The sequence below is a fragment of the Saccharothrix sp. DSM 118769 genome (assembly GCF_052936295.1).
In genome coordinates this window covers 2,090,918-2,107,888 of sequence record NZ_CP193627.1, presented here as the reverse complement: position 1 = coordinate 2,107,888, position 16,971 = coordinate 2,090,918, and the positions used below count along the sequence as shown (strand labels likewise).

12 protein-coding genes are annotated in these 16,971 nt (G+C 72.3%); 10 read left to right on the top strand and 2 right to left on the bottom strand.

The window, feature by feature from the left end:
• Nucleotides 1-46: 46 nt before the first annotated feature.
• The 4 genes from ACRAKJ_RS09980 (at nt 47) to ACRAKJ_RS09965 (ending at nt 9,562) form a co-directional block, all read left to right on the top strand.
• Nucleotides 47-2,428 carry a glycoside hydrolase family 3 C-terminal domain-containing protein gene (locus tag ACRAKJ_RS09980; RefSeq protein WP_438924153.1) on the top strand — a complete coding sequence of 794 codons (2,382 nt, stop codon included), beginning with the start codon at nt 47-49 and terminating at the stop codon, nt 2,426-2,428.
• Between the two features lie 4 nt (nt 2,429-2,432).
• A complete protein-coding gene (locus ACRAKJ_RS09975) occupies nt 2,433-3,476 on the top strand; it encodes a substrate-binding domain-containing protein (protein WP_438924152.1) in 1,044 nt (347 codons plus the stop codon).
• A gap of 122 nt (nt 3,477-3,598) precedes the next feature.
• The gene (locus tag ACRAKJ_RS09970; protein WP_447008917.1) at nt 3,599-5,812 is read left to right on the top strand and encodes a galactose-binding domain-containing protein; all 2,214 of its coding nucleotides are present in this window, start codon (nt 3,599-3,601) and stop codon (nt 5,810-5,812) included.
• Nucleotides 5,813-6,067: 255 nt separating this feature from the next.
• Nucleotides 6,068-9,562 carry an NACHT N-terminal helical domain 7-containing protein gene (locus ACRAKJ_RS09965; RefSeq protein WP_438925164.1) on the top strand — a complete coding sequence of 1,165 codons (3,495 nt, stop codon included), beginning with the start codon at nt 6,068-6,070 and terminating at the stop codon, nt 9,560-9,562.
• A gap of 6 nt (nt 9,563-9,568) precedes the next feature.
• Here ACRAKJ_RS09965 and ACRAKJ_RS09960 read toward each other — a convergent pair whose 3' ends face one another.
• Nucleotides 9,569-10,474 (bottom strand): LysR substrate-binding domain-containing protein, encoded by a 906-nt coding sequence (locus tag ACRAKJ_RS09960; RefSeq protein WP_438925165.1) that lies wholly within the window; start codon nt 10,472-10,474, stop codon nt 9,569-9,571.
• Nucleotides 10,475-10,568: 94 nt separating this feature from the next.
• Between ACRAKJ_RS09960 and ACRAKJ_RS09955 the strand changes: the two genes are divergently transcribed.
• Nucleotides 10,569-10,964: a nuclear transport factor 2 family protein gene (locus ACRAKJ_RS09955; protein ID WP_438925166.1), complete on the top strand. Its 396-nt coding sequence runs from the start codon at nt 10,569-10,571 to the stop codon at nt 10,962-10,964.
• Here the strand turns inward: ACRAKJ_RS09955 and ACRAKJ_RS09950 are convergent.
• Complete coding sequence (locus ACRAKJ_RS09950; protein ID WP_438925167.1) at nt 10,955-12,088, bottom strand: DUF418 domain-containing protein; 1,134 nt, start codon at nt 12,086-12,088, stop codon at nt 10,955-10,957. The genes ACRAKJ_RS09955 and ACRAKJ_RS09950 overlap by 10 nt on opposite strands.
• Before the next feature lie 246 nt (nt 12,089-12,334).
• Here ACRAKJ_RS09950 and urtA point away from each other — a divergent pair, with 246 nt between their 5' ends.
• From urtA to urtE, 5 genes are read left to right on the top strand one after another with little or no spacing between them, the layout of a single operon-like run.
• Nucleotides 12,335-13,567, top strand: a complete 1,233-nt coding sequence (gene urtA / locus ACRAKJ_RS09945; protein ID WP_438925168.1) for an urea ABC transporter substrate-binding protein — start codon at nt 12,335-12,337, stop codon at nt 13,565-13,567.
• 10 nt (nt 13,568-13,577) lie between these two features.
• Nucleotides 13,578-14,453, top strand: a complete 876-nt coding sequence (gene urtB / locus ACRAKJ_RS09940; protein WP_438925169.1) for an urea ABC transporter permease subunit UrtB — start codon at nt 13,578-13,580, stop codon at nt 14,451-14,453.
• On the top strand, nt 14,450-15,508 hold the full coding sequence (urtC, locus tag ACRAKJ_RS09935) for an urea ABC transporter permease subunit UrtC (protein WP_438925170.1): 1,059 nt from the start codon (nt 14,450-14,452) through the stop codon (nt 15,506-15,508). Before urtB ends, urtC begins: the two co-directional genes overlap by 4 nt.
• The gene (gene urtD / locus ACRAKJ_RS09930) at nt 15,505-16,254 is read left to right on the top strand and encodes an urea ABC transporter ATP-binding protein UrtD (RefSeq protein ID WP_438925171.1); all 750 of its coding nucleotides are present in this window, start codon (nt 15,505-15,507) and stop codon (nt 16,252-16,254) included. Before urtC ends, urtD begins: the two co-directional genes overlap by 4 nt.
• Nucleotides 16,254-16,949: an urea ABC transporter ATP-binding subunit UrtE gene (gene urtE, locus ACRAKJ_RS09925; protein ID WP_438925182.1), complete on the top strand. Its 696-nt coding sequence runs from the start codon at nt 16,254-16,256 to the stop codon at nt 16,947-16,949. The genes urtD and urtE overlap by 1 nt, the downstream gene beginning before the upstream one ends.
• Nucleotides 16,950-16,971 lie beyond the last annotated feature (22 nt).

Here is a 16,971-nt window from a genome sequence, read left to right as displayed (position 1 = left end):
GACGGAGGCTGGGTTGGAGAGCGCTCTCCGGGGGGCGGGGGACTGTGTGGACGACGTTGAGCTCGGCCTGCTGGTCGGGAAGCTGGACCTGGCGCGGAAGGTGCGGCTGCTGACCGGGGCCACGGTCTGGCGCCTGCACGCCGAACCCGACGTCGGGTTGCGGGCGGTGGTCGTCTCGGACGGGCCGGTCGGGGTGCGCGGCCAGGGCTGGGACGAGCGCAGCACGTCGTTGGCGCTGCCCTCGCCCACGGCGCTGGCGGCCACCTGGGACCCGGCGCTGGTGCGGCGCCTGGGCGGGCTGCTGGCGGCCGAGGCACGGCGCAAGGGCGTGGACGTGCTGCTCGCGCCCACGCTCAACCTGCACCGGGTGCCGTTCGGCGGGCGGCACTTCGAGTGCTTCTCCGAGGACCCCCTGCTCACCGGGCGCGTCGGGGCCGCCTGCATCACCGGCGTGCAGGCCGGCGGGGTCGCCGCCACGGCCAAGCACTACGTCGCCAACGACTCCGAGACCGAGCGGATGACGCTGGACGCGGCGGTGGACGAGCGCACGCTGCACGAGGTCTACCTGGTCCCGTTCGAGCACGCCGTCCGGGCCGGGGTGTGGGTGGTGATGTCGGCCTACAACGGCGTCAACGGCACCACGATGTCGGAGAGCCCGCTGCTCGCCGAACCGCTGAAGGGCACGTGGGGCTTCGACGGCGTGGTGGTGTCCGACTGGGGTGCGGTCCGCTCCGCGGCCGCGTCCGCGAACGCCGCCCAGGACCTCGCCATGCCCGGCCCGCGGAGCCCGTGGAACGACCTGGCCGCCGCCGTCGAACGCGGCGAGGTGCCGGAGAGCGCGGTCGACGACAAGGTCCGCCGCCTGCTCCGGCTCGCCGCACGGGTCGGCGCCCTGAACGGGTCGGTCCCCGGTGGGGGACGGGCGGAGGAGCCGTTGGCGTTGTTGCGCGAGGCGGTGGCCGCGAGCACGGTGCTGCTGCGCAACGACGGCGTGCTGCCGCTGGGGCCGGGCGCCGTCGTCGCCCTGATCGGGCCCAACGCCGCCACCTCGCGCGTCCAGGGCGGCGGCAGCGCGGGCGTCTACCCGGAGTCGGTCGTGTCCTTCGTGGACGGCCTGCGCGAGGTCGCCGAGGTCCGGCACGCCCCGGGCGTGCTGCTGGAGAACCGGCCCGCGCCCTTGACCCCGGCCGGCACCACCGACCCGGTGACCGGCGGACCGGGCGTGCGGGTGCGGGTGCTCGACGCGGGCGGCGCGGAGCTGTCGTCGGAGCTGCGGCTGCTGGGGCGGGTGCTGGAGGTGCCACTGGCGGAGGGCGCGCACGCGATCGAGGTGCACGGCGCGCTGCGCGTCGACCGGACCGGCGAGTGGCGGTTCTCGGTGGCCGGGTTCGGCCGCCTCACGCTCGACGTGGACGGCGCGCGCCTGGTCGACGAGCACGTGCCGCTGGACACCGACGACCCGGCCGTCATCCACCTCACCCCGCCGTACCGGCACGCGACCGCGCACGTCGAGGCGGGTGCGGTCGTCGACCTGGTCGCCCGCCGCGAACTGCCCGGGGGCACCGGCACGGCCACCGTGCTCGCCGCCGACCCGCCGCGCCTGCCCGAGGACGAGGAGCTGGCGCTGGCCGTGGGGCTGGCGCAGACGAGCGACGTCGCCGTGGTCGTGGTCGGCACCACCGACGAGATCGAGAGCGAGGGGTTCGACCGCGTCTCGCTGGCCCTGCCGGGGCGGCAGGACGAGCTGGTCCGGGCGGTGCGCGCGGTCAACCCGAACACCGTGGTGGTGGTCAACTCGGGCGGTCCGGTGGAGCTGCCGTGGCGCGACGAGGTCGCCGCGGTGCTGCTGACCTGGTTCCCGGGCCAGGAGGCCGGGCACGGGCTGGCGGACGTGCTGTTCGGCGCGCGCGAGCCGGGCGGCAGGCTGCCGACGACGTGGCCGGCGGAGCAGGCGGACGTGCCGGTGTCGGACGTGACGCCGGTGGACGGGGTGCTGGAGTACGCGGAGGGCCTGCACGTCGGCTACCGCGCGTGGCACCGGGCGGGCCGCTCCCCCGCCTACTGGTTCGGGCACGGCCTGGGCTACACGACCTGGGCCTACGAGGAGGTGGCGGCGACCGCCGACGGGGTCCGGGTGCGGGTGCGCAACACCGGGTCGCGGGCCGGGCGCGAGGTCGTGCAGGTGTACGCGACCAGGCCGGGCAGCGCCGTCGAGCGGCCGGAGCGGTGGCTCGTCGGCTGGGCGGTGGCCCGGGCCGGGCCGGGTGAGGCGGTCGGGGTCGACGTCGAGGTGCCCGCCCGCGCCTACGAGCACTGGACGCCGGACGGGTGGGTGACCGAGCCCGGCGCGTTCACCCTGCTGGTGGGGCCGAGTGCGGGCGATACGCCGCTGCGCCTGGGAGAGCGCTCTCCACCCGTGGCAGAATAGTGCCATGAGCAGACCGCCGACGACCCCGCCGACGTTGGAGGACGTGGCGCGGGTCGCCGGCGTGTCCCGGGCGACGGTGTCGCGGGTCATCAACGGCACCCGCAACGTCGACCGCAGGATCCAAGAGGTCGTGCGCGCGGCCGTGGACCAGACCGGGTACGCGCCCAACCGCGCGGCCAGGTCCCTGGTCACCAAGCGGACCGGCACGATCGCGCTCGTGGTGTCCGGCGCGGGCGAGCAGGGCGAGGAGGACTCGTTCGCCTCGCGCGTGTTCGCCGACCCGTTCTTCGGGCGGGTGGCCAGCGGCGTGGTCGGGTTCCTGCGCACGCGCGGCGTGCACCCGGTGCTGATGGTCGCCGACACCGACCGGGCGCGCGACGACGTGCTCTCGTTCCTGCGGCAGGGCAGCGCCGACGGCGCGCTGCTGGTGTCCACGCACGCCGAGGACCCGCTGCCCGCGCGGCTGGTCGAGGCGCGGGTGCCGGCCGTGCTGTTCGCGCGGCCCGCGCGCCCGGTGCCGATCAGCTACGTCGACCTCGACCACCAGGCGGGCGCGAAGCTCGCCGCGGACCGGCTCGTGGAGCTGGGCTGCCGCCAGGTCGCCACGGTCACGGGACCGCTCGACGTCCCGGCCTCGCAGAACAGGTTGACCGGGTTCCGGGACGCCATGGCGCGTCACGGTTTCCCGTACGTCCCGATCGCCGAGGGCGGTTTCACCTCCGCGAGCGGCGAGGCGGCGATGGAGCGGCTGCTCGCCGAGCACCCCGGCATCGACGGCGTGTTCGCGGCGAACGACCTGATGGCGCAAGGGGTCCTGCTGGTGCTGCGGCAGCACGGCAGGCAGGTGCCGCACGACGTGGCGGTGGTCGGGTTCGACGACAGCGGCCCGGCGGTGGCGTCCCGGCCGCGGCTCACCACCGTGCGCCAACCGGTGGAGGACATGGCCGCCGAGATGGCCCGCCTGCTGCTGGGCCAGGTGGACGACCCCTCGCTGCCGCCGAAGTCCGTCATCTTCGAGCCCACACTGGTCACGCGCGAGTCCGCCTGAGAGTCGTTGACGTCGTCGCAACACGGACGTTACCCTTCGAGAGAGCGCTCTCTCAGTGCCTCCGGTGCCACGGAGGCCACAGCTCCGGGCCATCTGCCCCCTTGCCTCAGTCAGGTAGGACCATGAGCTACTCACGTCCCCGTACCCGTTCACGGGTCCTGACCGCCGTGCTCGCCCTCGGGCTCGCCGCGGTGCTCGGCCCCGTCATCACCAACACCTCCGCCAGCGCCGCCGAGTGCGGCACGACCAACGCCGCGCTGAACCGCCCGGTGACCGCGTCGTCCACCGAGAACGGCGGTACCCCTGCCACCGCCGCTGTCGACGGCAACACCGGGACCCGCTGGGCCAGCGCGTTCGCCGACCCGCAGTGGATCCAGGTCGACCTGGGCTCCACGCAGCAGGTCTGCCGCGTCACGCTGAACTGGGAGGCCGCCTACGGCCGGTCGTTCCAGGTGCAGCTGTCGGACAACGCGTCCACCTGGAACACCGCCTACTCCACGACCACCGGCACCGGCGGCGTGCAGACCCTGACCGTGGCGGGCTCCGGCCGCTACGTGCGGGTGCTCGGCACGGTGCGCGCGACCGGCTACGGCTACTCCCTGTGGGAGCTTTCGGTGAACACCGAGACCACCGGCGGGGTGGTCATCCCGCCGACCGACCCGCGCAACCCGGACTTCGGCCCGAACGTGCTGATCTACGGTCCCGGTTACGACCGTGCCGCGATGCAGTCCCGGTTGGACCAGATCTCCACCCAGATGAAGACCAACCAGTTCGGCTCCGAGCGCTACGCGGTGCTCTACAAGCCGGGCGTGTACGACGCCGACGTGAACCTGCGCTTCTACACCCAGGTGGCGGGCCTCGGCCTGCGCCCGGACGACGTGCGGCTCAACGGGCACGTGCGCGTCGAGGCGGACTGGTTGCAGCAGGGCGACAACCCGAACAACCTCGGCAACGCGACGCAGAACTTCTGGCGCCAGGCCGAGAACCTGTTCGTCAACCTGCCGGCCGGCCAGGTCGAGCGGTGGGCCGTGTCGCAGGCGGCGTCGTACCGGCGCATGCACCTCAGCGGCCAGGTCCAGCTGTGGAACGGCGGCGACGGCTGGGCGTCCGGCGGCCTCATCGTGGACAGCAAGATCGACGGCGTCACGGTGTCCGGTTCGCAGCAGCAGTTCCTGACCCGCAACAGCAACCTCGCGGGCGGCTGGAACGGCTCCGTGTGGAACATGGTGTTCGTCGGCTCGCAGGGCGCGCCCGCGCAGCACTTCCCGAACCCCGCGCACACCACGGTCGACACCACGCCGGTCGTGCGCGAGAAGCCGTTCCTGTACTTCGAGAACGGCGAGTACAAGGTGTTCGTCCCGGCGCTGCGGCAGAACTCGCGCGGCACGAGCTGGGAGAGCGGCACGCCCGCCGGCCAGTCGATCTCGCTGGCCGACTTCTTCATCGTCAAGCCGGGCACGCCCGTCGCGACGACGAACGCGGCGCTGGCGCAGGGCAAGCACCTGCTGCTGACGCCCGGCGTGCACCGCCTGAACGACACGATCAACGTCACCCGCCCGAACACCGTCGTGCTGGGCCTGGGTCTCGCGACCCTCTCGCCCGACACCGGCAAGGCGGCCATGGCGGTGTCCGACGTGGACGGTGTGAAGCTCGCGGGCTTCCTCATCGACGCCGGCGTGCAGAACTCCCCCGTGCTGCTCCAGCTCGGCCCGGCGGACTCGTCGGCCTCGCACGCCGCCAACCCGACCTCGATGCACGACGTGTACCTGCGCGTCGGCGGTCCCCAGGCGGGCAAGGCGACCGTGTCGCTGGAGGTCAACAGCGACAACGTGATCATCGACCACACGTGGGTGTGGCGCGCCGACCACGGCACGGGCCCCACCGGCTGGACCGCCAACACCGGCCGCAACGGCGTCGTCGTCAACGGCGACAACGTGACGGCGTACGGGTTGTTCGTCGAGCACTACCAGCAGTACAACACGGTGTGGAACGGCAACGGCGGCCGGACGTACTTCTACCAGAACGAGCTGCCGTACGACCCGCCGAACCAGGCCGCGTGGATGAACGGCTCCCAGCTGGGCTGGGCCGGGTACAAGGTGGCCGACCACGTCACCAGCCACGAGGGCTGGGGCATGGGCGTGTACTCCTTCAACCAGGCCGACCCGAGCATCCGCACGGCGAACGGCTTCGAGGTGCCCAACCGGCCGGGCGTGCGGCTGCACGACCTGGTGACGGTGTCGCTCGGCGGTGTCGGCACGATCGACAACGTCGTGAACGGCATCGGCGGCGCCGCGAACCTCGCCACGCAGCAGCGGTACGTGGTCAACTACCCGTGACACCCGCTGTTCCCGCGTGACCGCGCCCCCGCCGGGATTTCCCGGCGGGGGCGCTCGCGCGTCAGTCCCGCACGACGAGGAACGCGTGGAGAACGGCGAACCCGACCTCGCGGGTCTCGCGGCAGACCTCGGGTTCGCCGACCAGGTCCACCTGACCCGCACCGTCCGCGCGCACGTCGGCCACACCCCGACGGCGATGCTCGCGGACCCGCGAACTGCGGTGCGCTCCCAGCCCGCCTGGCCGATCATGGCCGGATGCCCCGACCGGACCTGTTCTCGTACGAAGGCGCGCTGCGCGTGCTCGGCAGGCACGAGCGGCCGTGGCTGGACAGGGCGGACGTGTTCCTCGGCCTGGGCATCCTGGTCGGCGGCGCGGCCGAGCCGGACGTGCTGAGCCTGGTCGACCCGAAGAACGAGGCGACGGCGTCGGTCCGCAAGGTCCTGGACGGCATCACCGACAGGCTCACGGGCCTGACCGGTGTGCGGCGGCAGGAACTCGTCGCCGCCGCGCACACGATCATCGCGGTGACCTCGGTGTTCGACGCGTTCCGCGACGAGGTCGGGCCTCGGCTCGACCTGCTCGACGTGACGGACCGCGAGAAGTTCCGCTCGCTGGGCGCGGAACCCGGCGGCAAGAAGGAGGTTACCGCCCTCCCCGCCCTGACCTCGCTGGAGGTGCCCGCGCCGGACGCGACCCGTGGTTTCACCGAGAACCTGGAGGGGGGACTCGGCCGGTTCCTCGCCGCGGCGACCGACCTGGTGGCCGACTTCCTGGCCGGCCTGGACGCCTGGGCGTCCCTGTCCGCCGGGCGTGACGGCGGCGAACTGCGCCGCGCCGTGGCGAACGGCAGCCGCGAGCGGTACACCCACCACTACCTGGGCCTGGCCGCCGCGATCCCGGAGTTCCGGATCTGGGCCTTCCTCGGCGAGCACGGCGCGACGCGCACGGCCCTGACTGCGGGCAACGCCCGGCTGGGCGAGGAACTGGCCGGGTTCCGGGCGGAATCGCTGGAGCGCTTCTCCCACCTGCTGTCGCTGACCGCGCCCGGACCGCTCGACCCCGCCCGCTCGTGCCGCGCGAAGCTGGAGGCCGCCGCCGGGGCCGCGCTGGGCAAGCCGCTGCTGCGCGGCGACACCGGCACGTCGTCCCTGGCCGTGTCCTTCCCCACGGTCGAACGCGGGTTCGTCACGCCGGCCTACCGCCTGGTCGTGCACCACGAGGACACCGTGCCCTCCTCGGAGGAGTGGTGGGCCGAGCACACCACCGCGCGCGAGGACCTCGACGCGTTCCTCGCCGCCCACCTGGCCGGGCCGGAGAGCACCACCCGTCCCCTGCTGGTCCTCGGGCACCCCGGCGCGGGCAAGTCCCTGCTGATGGCCGTCCTCGCCGCCCGCCTGCCCGCCCGCGGCTTCACCGTGGTCACCGTGCCGCTGCGCAAGGTCCGCGCCGAGGAGGCCGTGCACAAGCAGATCGAGACCGCCCTGTCCGACCAGCTCGCCGAGCGGGTCGAGTGGGGCCGGCTCGCCGACGAGTGCGCGGACAGCATCCGGGTCGTGCTGCTGGACGGCTTCGACGAGCTGGTGCAGGCCAGCGGCGTCGTCCAGTCCAGGTACGTCGAGCTGGTCCGCGAGTTCCAGGAGCAGCAGGCCGACACCGGTCGCCCCGTCGCCGTCGTCATCACCTCCCGGCCGCTGGTCATGGGCTCGGACCGGGCGGGTGTCCCGCACGGCACGCCGATCGTCAAGCTGGAGGAGTTCGACGACGCGCGCGTCGACCGGTGGCTCGGCGCGTGGCACGAGGCCAACGCCGCGACCCCCGGCCTGCGCCGGCTCGAACCGGCCCAGCTGCTGCGGCACGGCGGCTTCGCGCGGCAGCCGCTGATCCTGCTCATGCTCGTCCTCTACGCCGCGGACCCCGAGAACCCGCCGCTGGACGAGGACCTGTCCCAGGCCCAGCTGTACGAACGCCTGATCACCTCGTTCGTGCGCCGCCAGGCCCGCGACAAGGGGCCCGTGCAGCCGCCGGAGGACCACGTGGCCGCGAAGGCCGAGCAGAGCCGCTGGCAGCTGAGCGTCGCCGCCCTGGCCATGTTCAACCGGGGCCACCAGTACGTCTCCGACGAGGACCTGGCGCACGACCTGGGCGTCTTCGCGCCGGCCGACCCGGTGGAGCGGACCGGCTTCGACACGCCGCTCACCGCCGCCGACCGCGTGGTGGAGGACTTCTTCTTCATCCACTCGGCGAGGATGAACGACGGGGCGGGCGCCGAGGCGGGGGCCGGTCGCCGCACCTACGAGTTCCTGCACGCCACGTTCGGCGAGTACCTCATCGCGGAGGTGACGCTGAACCTGCTGGTGGACGCGGTGGCGGTGCGGTCGCGGGCACCGTCGCGGACCTCGCGGCCCGTGCGGAAGCGGGTCACGGAAGAGGAGGACCTGCTGCTCGCGTTCCTGTCGCACCAAGTACTGGTGAAGCGGAAGCCGGTGCTGGACTTCACGGTCGGCCTGTTCGCCCGGCTGGAGCCGGAAGTGCGCGACGACATCCTAGAATTGTTGAACAATCTTACAAAGGGCGCGCACGAGCAGGCCGAGCGGGGCAGTTACCCGGACTACTCGCCGTCCGGGGCGACCCTGGTGTCACGGGTGGCCACCTACTCGGCGAACCTGATCTGCCTGCGGGTCTTCCTGACCGGGGGTCCGGTGCCGTTGGAGGAGGACCTGGCGGAGTGGCGTGCCACGGTGCGCCTCTGGCAGGCGGGAGTGGACCCGGAGGGCTGGCAAGCCCTCCGCAAGTCCCTCCGGCTCGACCTGCGGGATGGCGTGCACCACCTGGTCCGGCGAGCTGCCTCGGTGCACGCCTCCCCTTACATCGAGGAGGCGCAACTCCTCGGCGACGGCCTGTTGGAAGGCACCAACCGGCTGGGTGATTTCATCGGCCCGGACACCACCGCGCACGCCGACGAGCAGGAGTTGCTGTCCCAACTGGCCGAGTGGCTGATGCTCACCTCGGGGATGGGGGGCGCCCGCCACGTGCTGCCCTACGACCTCGGACTTCTCGAAGAGGTCGTCAACGCGCTCGATACCGGCACGCACTTGAACAGCGGATCATGGGATGCGTTCATCAGGTCGGTGTCCCGGGAGGCGTGGCGCCTTCCCAACAGCCTGGTGGTCCGGGTCGTAGGACACGCGGTCGCACAGCGCCAAGACCTGTTTGAAATCATCTCCGCTCTCTGCGCACACCCCCACCTGTTGGATGACCGGCAGCTTCTGGTCAAAATCATCGGTCAACTCGACGACGCTCCGGATGACGCGCTGCCGAGCCTCATCACAGCTCGACTGGCGCGCACGCGTGTCGGACGTGACCACCTCGGGCTCGACCACCTGATCCGCGCGCTGGAGCAGGTCGCGAGGCACAACGCCGCGATCGGCGTGAACCACGGCTACGCGTCCCCCATGATGATCGACTACCTGGTCGATCCAGCCACGAGTGCTTGGGCGTTCGACGGACCTCTGCTCAGCAGCATGTTCAGGCTGCCGGGCAGCTTCTGGCGACAGATCGCTCCCGTTCAGTTCTTCAAGCTCTTCGAGAGGTTCCGGTGGGCCGATGTGGGTACGCGATCACCCGAGGATCGTTTGATGAAATTCGCCGCCCATTACCTCGAAGCCCAGGGCAAGAACTGCCCGCCCGACCTGCCGTCGGCCACGGAGGTGCTGCGTGAGCTGGCCCTGGAGTCGCGGCCGGCCGGTTGACGGGCGTCAGCCCACGACCCGGCTCGCCAACCGCACCGTCGCCTCCACGAACGCCTGCACCACGGGGCTCGCCGCCTCCGGCATCCAGGCCACCGCGATGCGCAGCGGCTCGACGTCGGTGATCCGCCGCCACGCCAGGTCGGGGTGCGCGTAGTACAGGGCCATCGACTCGGGGCCGATGCACACGGCCGTCCCGGTCGCCACCTGCTCCAGCATCTCCTCGACGTTGTCGTTCTCCGGTCCCCACACGGGTTCGCGGCCGTCGGGGCGCGGGTTGACCGCCCACCAGTCGACCCACTCCTTCGGTGCCTTGCGGGTCCACATGAGCGGTTCGTCGGCCAGGTCGGTGATGCTCACCGACTCCTGGGCGGTGAGGCGGTGGTCCCGGGAGAGGGCCACGTAGCGGTCCTCGGTGGCGACCACGTGGCAGCGCAGGCCGGTCACGTCGGCCGGCAGCCAGACGAACGCCACGTCGACCAGGCCCTGCCGCAGGGCGTCGGGCTCACCGCCCCAGTCGAAGCGCTTCGGGTCGATCGTGACCTCGGGGTGGTGCTCGGCGAACGCCGCCCGCGCCCGCCGGGCCACGCTGCCGCCGCCCGAGGCGACGAAGCCGACGCGCACGACGTTCAGCTCGGCCGCCGCCGCGGAGCGGACCACGCGGGTGGTCTCCTGCCACGCCTCCACGACCTGGCGGGCGAGGGGGAGCATCTCGGTCCCGGCGCCGGTCAGGCGTATCTCGCGGCCGGTGCGGACGAAGAGCTCGGCGCCCAGGTCCTCTTCCAGCTGCCTGATCTGCCTGCTCAACGCGGGTTGCGAGACGTACAGGTCGCGGGCCGCCGCGGTGAAGCTCAGGCGGTCCGCCACGGCCACGAAGTACCGCAGCACCCGCGTGTCCACGTCGAGGGGACTCATGCCCAGAGGGTATGGCCACGGGTATTGGACCGGTGTGAGCGACCACTGGTTGGGTCGACCGGCGAGTTGTCGTGAGACGAGAAGAGGACCAGCGGTGTCGCAGGACCACCCCAACGTGGAGTTGATCCGCCAGTACTACCGGGCCTACGCCTCGGGTGACACGTCGGCGTTGGCGGCGTTCTTCGCCGACGACATCCGGTGGACGATCCCCGGCCGCCACCCGCTGTCCGGGACGAAGTCGGGTCCGGACGAGGTGCTGGAGTTCTTCGGGCAGCTGGCGAAGGCCGGGTTCAAGGCCGACCCGATCTTCCTGGCCGCGGACGGCGACTGGGTGGTCGACCTGCACCGCGGGTGGAGCACCGAGCCGGAGGGCCTGGACATCACCTGGGCGCTGGCGTTCCGCGTCGTGGACGGGAAGATCGTCGAGGCGGTCAACTTCGCGCAGGACCAGCACGCGGCCGACGAGTACTTCGACCACCGCTACGGCTGACCCGCGGGAGTGCGCCGGACGAGGCGTTGCGGTGCCCGGTAGAACCGGTCCCACAGCGCCTCCACCGGGCCGCGCTCGAACCGGCGCGTCCACCACGTCGCGCCCAGCACCAGCAGGGCCGAGACGGACGCCCACACGGCGGCGGTGAACCAGGGGCCGGAGAAGCGCGTCGACAGGCCCAGCGCCCACGGGTAGCACAGCAGCGACGCGATCAGGTTCTGGCCGATGTAGCAGGTCAGCGCGGTGCGGCCGACGGCGCTCAGGCCGGCGCGCAGGGGGCCCTGCTCGGCGCGCATCCGGTTGACCAGCCAGGTGATGCCGCCGAGCAGGCCGAACGACACCAGCGGCGCGCACAGGTAGCGGTCCACGAGGAACCAGGTCGGGCCGGACAGGGCGGTGACCACGTTCAGCGGCACGCCGACGCCCAGGCCCCAGGCCACCAGCCGCCGCTGGAGGCTCAGGCCGCGCTCCGAGTCCTCCAGCGCGCCGGCGCGGAACAGCGCGGCGCCCGCCAGGAACAGCACGGTGCTCAGCGGCAGCACGAAGACGCCCTCGGCGCGGAAGGCGGCGAAGTGCTCGACCCGGTCCTGCACCATGCCCCACCAGCTGTCGAGCGGCAGCGCGGAGCCCGGGTCGGCGGCCTCGGCCCCGCCGTTGAGCAGCAGGCCCAGCGTGAACAGGCCGACGAGCGCCACGTGCAGGACGCCCACGCCGATCATCCAGCGCGTCGCGGTGCGCCGGGCGACGAGGAACGCCACCGCCACCGACACCACCGCGTAGAACGCGAGCACGTCGAACTCGAAGATCAGCAGGTAGTGCAGCAGCCCTTCGACCAGCAGCAGCGCCGAGCGCCACAGGTACCAGCCGGGCCAGCGGCGGCCGTGCCGCACGGCCGACCGGTGCTGGATCGCCAGGCCGATGCCGAACATGATCGACAGCAGGCCGAGGAACTTGCCGTTCGACAGCGCGCGCAGCAGCGCGCCGCCGTCGATGCCGGAGTTGTTCATCATGGTCAGGAACCCGGTCGGTCCGCCGGGGTTGGCGAACACCCACACGTTCGTGCCGAAGGTTCCCAGGATCGCCACCCCGCGCAGGACGTCCAGTGCCGCGATTCGTCCGCTCATACGACGAAAAGTAGGTCGGCGGGCACGGGCGGGGCGTCGGCCGTCGGCGTCGGCGCGGGTCGTACCTTCGGAGGAGTTTCACGGTCCACCCGGTGGACGACAGGGCCGGAAAGCCCCTGTGCGACAACGAGACGGTCACGGCCGGGGCGCTGTGCGGACCTGGCCACGTGAACGTAACCAGGCGCGCCGGCCACGCAACACGCGGTTCCTAGCTTCGGCGGTTCCACCAGCCGAAAGGAGCCGCCGGTGCGTCCCACGAACGTCCAGCGCAGAAGTCTCCAGCGCGGTCTGATCGCCCTCCTGCTGCCCGTCCTGCTCACCACGGCCTGCGTCGACGAGCCGGGCCGGGACGGGCAGGCGGCCGGTGACGGGATCAAGGTCGGCGTCCTGCACTCCCTCAGCGGCACGATGGCGATCAGCGAGGTGACCGTCCGCGACGCCGAGCTGCTGGCGATCGAGGAGATCAACGCCGCGGGTGGCGTCCTGGGCGAGAAGCTGGTCCCGGTGACCGAGGACGGCGCGTCCGACTGGCCCACGTTCGCGGAGAAGGCGCAGAAGCTCATCTCGCAGGACCGGGTGGCCGCGGTGTTCGGCGGGTGGACCTCCGCCAGCCGCAAGGCGATGCTCCCGGTGTTCGAGCGCAACAAGGCGCTGCTGTGGTACCCGGTGCAGTACGAGGGCCTGGAGAGCTCGCCCTACATCTTCTACACCGGCGCGACGACGAACCAGCAGATCGTGCCCGCGCTGGACTACCTGGCGGCGCAGGGCAGGAAGCGGATGTTCCTGGTCGGCAGCGACTACGTGTTCCCGCGCACCGCCAACAAGATCATCAAGGCGTACGCGGCGGCCAAGGGCATCGAGGTGCTCGGCGAGGAGTACACGCCGCTGGGGCACACGGAGTACTCCACGCTGGTCAACAAGATCGCCGACGCCGAGCCGGACGCGGTCTTCAACACCCTCAACGGCGACAGCAACGTGGCGTTCTTCAAGCAGCTGCGCGGGTCCGGCATCACGCCCGACACCACGCCGGTCGTGTCGGTGAGCGTCGCCGAGGAGGAGGTCAGGGGCATCGGCCCGGAGAACGTCGCGGGCCACCTCGTCGCGTGGAACTACTACCAGACCACGGCGACCCCGGCGAACGAGGCGTTCGTCAAGGCGTTCAAGGCGAAGTACGGCGCGGACAAGGTGACCTCCGACCCGATGGAGGCCGGCTACAACGCCGTGCACCTGTGGGCGGCGGCGGTGAAGAAGGCCGGCACCACCGAGGTCGAGGCGGTGCGCAAGGCCGCCGGCGGCATCTCGATCGAGGCGCCCGAGGGCACCACCACCATCGACGGCGACAACCAGCACGTGGCCAAGACCGCGCGCATCGGCGTCGTGCGGCCGGACGGGCAGATCGAGGAGGTGTGGGCGTCCGACGCGCCGATCGAACCGGACCCCTACCTCAAGGGCTACGACTGGGCCGGCGGCCTGGGCTGAGGGGGGACGCGTGGAGGCACTGGCCAACCAGCTCCCCATCGGGCTGGGCATCGCCGCCGTGCTGCTGCTCATCGCCCTGGGCCTGACGTTCACGTTCGGCCAGATGGGCGTGATCAACATGGCGCACGGCGAGTTCATCATGGCGGGCGCGTACACCGCGTACCTGCTCCAGGGGCTCACGTCGCAGTCGTTCCTCCTCGCGCTCCCGGTGGCCTTCGCCGTCGCCGGGCTGATGGGGCTGCTGCTGGAGTGGTCGCTGATCAGGAGGTTCTACGGCAGGCCGCTGGACACGCTGCTGCTCACGTGGGGCGTCAGCCTCGTCCTCCAGCAACTGGCCCGCGACCTGTTCGGCGCGCCCAACGTGCAGGTCACCGCGCCGGCCTGGCTGGTCGGCGGCGCCGACGTGCTGGGCGTGCGGCTGCCGTGGAACAGGGTCTTCACCATCGCGCTGGCGGCGCTGTGCGTGGTGGCGGTGTGGTTCTACCTGACCAGGCTGCCGCAGGGGCGGCGGATGCGGGCGGTGGTGCAGGACAGGGAGCTGGCCGCGTACAGCGGCATCGCCACCGGGCGGGTCGACCGGTTCACGTTCCTGCTCGGCTCCGGCCTGGCCGGGGTCGCGGGCGTCGCGCTGACGCTCGTCGGACCGGTCGGGCCGAGCCTGGGCACGTTCTACATAGTCGACGCGTTCCTGGTCGTCGTGGCGGGCGGGCTCGGGCAGCTGCGGGGCGCGGTGCTGGCCGCCGTCGCGCTCGGTTTCCTGAACAGCTACCTGGAGTTCTGGACCGACGCAAGCCTGGCCAAGGTGCTGGTGCTGGTGGCGGTCATCGCGTTCCTCCAGGTCCGGCCGCAGGGCATGTTCGTGCTGCGCGGGAGGACGCTGGTATGACGTGGGGACGGGTCTCACTGGTCGTGTGCGTCGCGCTGCTGGCGCTGGCGCCGTTCACGCTCTCGCCGTTCCGCCTCGGGCTGCTCGCGAAGTACCTGTGCTTCGCGATCGTCGCGGTCGGCATCGCGCTGGCCTGGGGCCAGGGCGGGATGCTCGTGCTCGGGCAGGGCGTGTTCTTCGGCCTCGGCGGCTACGCCATGGCGATGCACCTCAAGCTCCAGGAGGCCGGGTCCGCCGGGCTGCCGGACTTCATGGTGTGGAGCGGGGTCGAGGAGCTGCCCGCGCTGTGGGCGCCGTTCGCCAACCCGGTGTTCGCGCTGGCCGCCGTCGTGCTGGTGCCGGGGCTGGTGGCGTTCCTGCTGGGGCTGCTGGTGTTCCGGCAGCGGGTGCGCGGCGCGTACTTCGCGATCCTGTCGCAGGCGCTGGCCGCCGCGTTCGTCATCCTGCTGGTCGGGCAGCAGGGCCTGACCGGCGGCACCAACGGGATGACGAACTTCACCGGTTTCTTCGCCCTGGACCTGACCGACCCGAACGGGCAGCGCGCCGTGTACGCGATCACCGCCGCCGTGCTCGGCGCGGTGTTCCTGCTGGCGAAGCTGCTGGTGCGCAGCCGGTTCGGCCGGCTGCTGGTGGCCGTGCGCGACGGCGAGGACCGGGTGCGGTTCCTCGGCTACGACCCGGCCGTGGTCAAGACGATCACGTTCACCGCCTCGGCGGTGGTGGCCGGCATCGCGGGCGCGCTGTTCGTGCCGGTGGTGGGCATCATCTCCCCCGCGCTGCTCGGCGTCGTGCCGTCGCTGGAGCTGCTGATCGGCGTCGCGGTCGGCGGGCGGTTCGTGCTGGCCGGGGCCATCGCGGGCGCCATCGCCGTCAACTACGCCAAGACGGTGTTCAGCGAGGACTTCGCCGAGGGCTGGCTGTACCTCCAGGGCGGGCTGTTCGTGCTCGTCCTGGTGTTCGCGCCGAAGGGCCTGGCCGGGGTCGTCGGGTCGGTGCGCGACCGGTTCCGGCGCTCGCCCGGGACGACCCGGCCCCGCGAGGAGGTGGTCGTGTGACGGCCCTGCTGGAGGTGCGCGGGCTGCGCGTGGTGTTCGACGGGTTCGCCGCGGTCGACGGGCTGGACCTCACCGTCGAGGAGGGCGAGCTGCGGTTCCTCATCGGCCCCAACGGCGCGGGCAAGACCACGCTGATCGACGTCGTCACCGGGCTCACCAAACCCGCGGCGGGCAGCGTGCGGTTCGGCGGCGAGGAGCTGGTGGGGCGGCGCGAGCACCAGGTCGTGCGGATGGGCGTGGGCCGCACGTTCCAGACCGCCGCCGTGTTCGAGGAGCTGACCGTGGTGGAGAACCTGGACCTCGCGGGCAGCTTCCGGATGCCGCTGCGGTCGCTGCTCAAGCGGCGGCGGGGCGTGTCGGACGAGGTGGCCGAGGCGCTGGGGGCGACCGGCCTGACCGCGTTGGCCGACAAGCCCGCCGGGGTGCTGTCGCACGGGCAGCGGCAGTGGCTGGAGATCGGGATGCTGCTCGTGCAGCGGCCGAGGCTGCTGCTGCTCGACGAACCCGTGGCGGGCATGAGCAGGTCGGAGCGGGAGCGCACCGGCGAGCTGCTGAACCGGATCGCCGCGACGCACACCGTCGTCGTGGTGGAGCACGACATGGAGTTCCTGCGCCGGTACGCGCGGCGCGTGACCGTGCTGCACCAGGGTCGCGTGCTGCGCGAGGGCTCGGTGGCCGAGGTGCGGGACGACCCCGAGGTGCGCGCGGTGTACCTCGGGCGGGCCAAGGGGGAGGCGGTGACGTGATGCTCTCGGTGTCCGGTGTGGACGTCGCCTACGGGCGGGCGCGGGTGCTGTTCGGCGTGGGGCTGGAGGTGCCTGCCGGGTCGCTGGTGTGCGTGATGGGCCGCAACGGCGTGGGCAAGACGACGCTGCTCAAGACCGTCATGGGCACGCTGGCGCCCTCGGCGGGCCGGGTCGAGCTGGACGGCGAGGACGTCACGCGCCTGCCCACGCACCAGCGGGTGCGCCGGGGCGTGGCGTGCGTGCCGCAGGGGCACGTGTCGTTCCCGCAGCTCACGGTGTGGGAGAACCTCCAGGTGACGCTGGAGGCGACCGCGCACCGCGACCCGGGGGCCGTGGACGACGCGCTGGCCGTGTTCCCGGCGCTCAAGCAGTTCTTCAAGCGCCCCGCCGGGTTCCTGTCCGGCGGTCAGCGGCAGCAGCTCGCCATCGCGCGGGCGCTGGTCACCCGGCCCCGCCTGCTGCTGCTCGACGAGCCGACCGAGGGCGTGCAGCCCAACGTGATCGACGAGATCGAGGCCGCGATCGAGCGGCTGCACCGCGAGGCCGGGATGACCGTGCTGCTGGTGGAGCAGTACCTCGACTTCGCGCTGCGGCTGGCGGACGGGTTCGTGGTGCTGGACGCGGGCGAGGTCGTGCGCGCCGGCACCGCCGCCGAGCTGCACGACGAGGAGGTGCGGCGGATGCTGGCCGTGTAGCGCGCGCCGGGGGTGCCGGACG

Coding starts and splice junctions, on each gene's coding strand:
- ACRAKJ_RS09975 (WP_438924152.1), top strand. CDS start 2,433: ATGAGCAGACCGCCGACGACCCCGCCGACGTTGGAGGACGTGGCGCGG.
- ACRAKJ_RS09970 (WP_447008917.1), top strand. CDS start 3,599: ATGAGCTACTCACGTCCCCGTACCCGTTCACGGGTCCTGACCGCCGTG.
- ACRAKJ_RS09965 (WP_438925164.1), top strand. CDS start 6,068: ATGCCCCGACCGGACCTGTTCTCGTACGAAGGCGCGCTGCGCGTGCTC.
- ACRAKJ_RS09960 (WP_438925165.1), bottom strand. CDS start 10,474: ATGAGTCCCCTCGACGTGGACACGCGGGTGCTGCGGTACTTCGTGGCC.
- ACRAKJ_RS09950 (WP_438925167.1), bottom strand. CDS start 12,088: ATGAGCGGACGAATCGCGGCACTGGACGTCCTGCGCGGGGTGGCGATC.
- urtC (WP_438925170.1), top strand. CDS start 14,450: ATGACGTGGGGACGGGTCTCACTGGTCGTGTGCGTCGCGCTGCTGGCG.
- urtE (WP_438925182.1), top strand. CDS start 16,254: ATGCTCTCGGTGTCCGGTGTGGACGTCGCCTACGGGCGGGCGCGGGTG.